Origin of the sequence: Pontibacter rugosus, from assembly GCF_042678745.1 — a bacterium.
Taxonomy (GTDB): Bacteria; Bacteroidota; Bacteroidia; order Cytophagales; family Hymenobacteraceae; genus Pontibacter; species Pontibacter rugosus.
Genome location: NZ_JBHTLD010000299.1, coordinates 1 through 4,454 on the forward strand (window position 1 = coordinate 1; position 4,454 = coordinate 4,454).

General features: G+C 43.3%; 2 protein-coding genes. Both read right to left on the bottom strand.

Features of this window, described 5'->3' with window-relative positions:
- Positions 1 to 165 precede the first annotated feature (165 nt).
- A complete protein-coding gene (locus ACFQ2O_RS20170; protein ID WP_377532312.1) occupies positions 166 to 2,370 on the bottom strand; it encodes a LamG-like jellyroll fold domain-containing protein in 2,205 nt (734 codons plus the stop codon).
- A 276-nt stretch (positions 2,371 to 2,646) separates the two neighbouring features.
- Positions 2,647 to 4,266 carry an SGNH/GDSL hydrolase family protein gene (locus ACFQ2O_RS20175; protein WP_377532315.1) on the bottom strand — a complete coding sequence of 540 codons (1,620 nt, stop codon included), beginning with the start codon at positions 4,264 to 4,266 and terminating at the stop codon, positions 2,647 to 2,649.
- Positions 4,267 to 4,454 lie beyond the last annotated feature (188 nt).

Below are 4,454 nucleotides of genomic sequence, written 5' to 3' on the forward strand. Positions count from 1 at the left end.
GTTATACTACCATTGACAAGCAATAAGTACGTGTATACCTAGTATATGTTAACCTTAATTAATATTATATAGCAATAAAACATTAATCACTAGCACAAGCTGCTCATAAGCAAATCCTTCTCTCCACTCAAATATCTATCTCCACCCTCTGCACTGCTGCACAGGCTACCTAACCAAGACCATTTTGCGGCTCAACGACTTTTTGCTGGTAATGACATTCAGCAGGTATATACCAGCTCTTAAGTTTGAATCAACAGGCATTTTAAAGTTTAACATGCCATATGCATCAACAACAGCTTTATCTTGCTGTATGGCTTTACCTCCTATTTCAAACATTCTTATAACAACTTCCTCCTCAGGCAGCAGATTGGTAACTTGTATAGTCACGTCTCCTTCCACTATGGGATTAGGGTACACTATAAAAGAAGAGGCACTGAGCGTTTGGTTATTTACTTGTATGATGTTAGAGTAGGTATAGTTACCATCCGTTTTATTAATTCTGAGCCTGTAGTAAGAAACGCCTTTCAATGCTGTGACATCGGTGAAGGAATAATGGACTCTGTCCTGTGTTGTACCGGAAGCGGCTACTGTGCCTATGGCTATAAAATCTTCCGCGTTCACTGATCTTGCAATGATGAAATCCTTGCAGTTTACTTCTGCGATTGTTTCCCAATCGAGTAATACGCTACCTCCCTTGGCTCTGCCTTCAAACAGGAGCAACTCCGTTAGCGCTGCGCGAATGTTTTGGTAACGCTCTGCTATGTCTTCAGCTGTGAGGGCTGTTCCAAATAATTTAATTTCGTCCAGGTCGCCTTCGTAGTGGTAGCCATTATCTCTATCAAGATAACCTATGTTAACCGGAGCGTTGCTTGAGAAGCCATACGTATAAGCTATAGTTTTCTGGTCGAGCAATTCGCCATCCACATACAGCTTGGTGGTATTACTGTAGCCTTCTCTTACAGCCACAAGCTGGTGCCAAGCCCCATCATTCAGCTTACTGCCCTGGCCGCCAACTGCAGCTCCTTGAAAATTGATATCGAAAAGCTCAAAAACTCCGTTGCCTTCCCCATCCAACCCCACCCACCAGTGCAGGTAAGAGTCTACTCCTTTGCCGTACCTCCCGATCAATACCAGGTTTCCAGCAGTGCTGGCTGCAGTTTTCATCCACACTTCTATCGAGAAAGATGATGTCGGGTTCCAGTTGAAGTTTTTGCTATCCGGCACATTGATACCATCGTCTTTGCCGTCGAACCTCTGCCCGCCAGATGATACACCATAAGAAGGCACAGGCTTTGTTGCTTCTGTTGCCTCGCCAGAAGAAGGCGTGTAATAGTCTTTATAAGTATGACCAACAATTTCGTGCAGCATCCAGTGATGTATAATTGAGGATGTTTCGCCTAAGCCTTTCTTCACGTTGATACTGTATGTCTGCTCATTACTGCCCAAAGCATTAGAGGCTTTCACTGTTACGCTTACCTCACCTTCAGAAGCAGGTTTCCAGGCCACCTCTCCTGTCTCAGCATCTATCACCATGCCTGTGGGCCCAGTTACTAAAGTATAGGTTGGAAGCGGAGTACCTGTAGCTGTCACTTTATAAGTATAGTCTCGCCCTACCGTGGCATAGGTTACAGGATCTGTGGTGATAACAGGTGCTATTTGTTCCGGACCGCAATACTGACCTGCTCCATTGTTGTAGCGCGCCAGCATTTCTTCTTTCTGTAAGGCACGGTTGTACACGATCAGGTCATCTAACACGCCTTTGAAACGATAGCGATTGTCCAGGTCTAGCCAGCCTATAGTAACAGGGCTAATGCTTTCAAAGCTGGTTTTATAGTTATGCTGATGGTTTTCAACGGCAAAGCCATCAACATAAAAGGTAGTGAGGGTGGAGTTACCATCACGCACACCAGCTAAATGATGCCATTTCCCATCGTTGATTTTCTTTTTTCCTTCTCCCATTAAAAAGCCATTTCCACTCCTATCTCTGAATTGAAAGAGAGCATAACCATCTTTGTTCATCCCGATCCACCAATGCAATTGAGAATCTGCCCCCTCACGGCCTATCATCACTGTGTTGCCGTTCGGCCTGTCGGTGGTTTTCACCCAAAATTCAATGGTGATGCTACCGTTTATGGATAAATCAAAATTTGTAGAGTTCTGAAGAATCATTTCGTCGTCGCCTGAAAAAGCTAACGCACCGGCAAACTTTCCTTCTGTGCGCTCCGGGCAGGAAGTACAGGTAATATCTTCGTCACTTTTGTAGTCTTCGTAGGGAGAGCCTGCGGTTTCTTCAAACCCAAAGTAATGCACTACCCCAGATGGACAATCGGAGATATCCTGTGCTATAGCAGCAGGAAGCGGTTGAATCATGAGCAGCAATAGAAAAATGCAGCTTGCCCAAAGCTTACACAATGTGCTTCGTGTAAGGCTGTTATTTGGAGAGTAGATATATGTCATGTGCTCGGTTCTATTGAAACTGAACCTTTTGTAGGGTTCTATATAGTATGAGCAGGTGCGTTAGCCATTTCAGGTTAAAAATTGCACAGGAATTTTGATTTTCCGGCAAGCGCTTCTACCAGTACTAGTACATATAGTACGCCAATTATATAGCTAAGTTTGGTTAAAAGCGGATATACCTTTTAGAAATTACTTAATTATGAATTTCAGTTTTTGAACGCTGCCAGAAGATGCAAGCTGAACGATGTACAGGCCCTTTGAGAGAGATGTTGGCCATTGCGCACTAGTATGTAAATTGCCGGATGAAGCAGCGCTTGCTTCCTGCTTAAATAGCTCACGGCCAAAGGCATCAAACAAACGCATAGTAACAGGTGTACCCGGAGCAAAGCCTGTTGCAAAAATTCTGATTGCTTCTGAGCCACTAGTGGGGTTAGGATAGACGTACGCTACAGACGACTCTGCCGCATGTTGAAGACTTACACTCACCACCTTAGAGTAGGTAAAGGTACCATCCGTATCCACTTGCCTAAGGCGGTAGTATACTTCTCCTGTTGGAGCACTTGCATCGTGGTAAGTATAACGAAGCAGGTGGTTGCTGTTGCCGGCTCCTGCTACTTTTCCGATGGCTTTAAATGGCTGCCCCTCCTGCATGCGTTCTACTTCAAAACGGTCATTCTCTTCTTCAGACGCTGTACTCCAGTTTAGAATCACCTCGCCTGATGAGGCGGCAGAAGCATTGAAAGAAGCTATCTCTACTGGTAGCACTGCATTTGGAGCTAGTAAGGGCGAAATCGCATCAAACCATACTTGGGCCATTTTAGCGTAGCCACCTCCAGTAAGGTGTAGTTGGTCCAAAAAGTCCCCTCCTTCATTATGATTTTTATAGATAATGTTTGCATCACTCTCCATGTTTACGAGCTCTATTCTATCACCTGCCAGTAATCTGGTTTTATAGAGCTTTTCTAGCTGCAGATTAAATTTAGGAGTTTTTTCAATGTCGACTTTATTCTTTATTACGCCACCCTCTCCCGTAATAGGTGCTTGATTTATAATTTGTGCTAAAACAACAGTAACCTCAAGCCCAGAACTTAGTTCGTACTCATCTATTTCAGTTAGTATTCTGTTTATATCATCTGAAGCGCCGTCGGAATCATCTACCGAATTGGTGCCTATATGAAGCAAAATCAAATCAGGACTATATTGCTCCAGATAAGGGTAAGGGTATACTCTCTTGTCTGTCTCAGAGTTATACCACATAAAAAAACCCTGCTCAAGAATACTTGCCCAATCCTCGTCTCTCGCACCGCCTATACCTGCATGATGGATATAGTTATCATTGTTGTTGAAGACCACTTCACCTGTGGTTTCACTTCCTACATACTTGAATTTTCTTTCAGCCTCCAAAAGCCTGTCATATAAAGCCTTCCTATAGGCTATTTGGCTGCCTCTGGGAGTTTGATCATTAGAGCTATTTCCTTGCGTGTTAGAATCTCCCATAGGCATTATATTATATACTTTATCAGCGGGATTAGTATTGATTGAAGTTTCATTGCTGATTTTATCAGTGCCCGGTACAGCAATTCTGAAAGTATATTTTTTTCCTTGTTCTAAACTTACTACGCGATAAAAGGTTGATGATACTTCTGCCAAATTGATGAAAGAGCCTGTCTCGTTATTCTTTATTTGCACTACATACTTTGTAGATTCTTCTTGCGAGTCCCACTTTAAACTTACAGCACCAACAAGTGAAGCACGTGCCTCCAGTACAAACGACTGAACCTCTACAGGTGCAGAAACTGCAAGTGACACAGCACCCACTTCATTTGCTATAAATATTGAACAGAACAGGAAAAGAAGGAAAGTCTGTCGTAGGGTAAGATGCAGGGACATAGAGCGTGCGTATTATAGTAGCTGATAGCAGCCCTATATAACGATGCCTTTATATTCAGGTTGCACTGCCAGTCAACGCATAAACTTTAACAACAACAGATTTATAT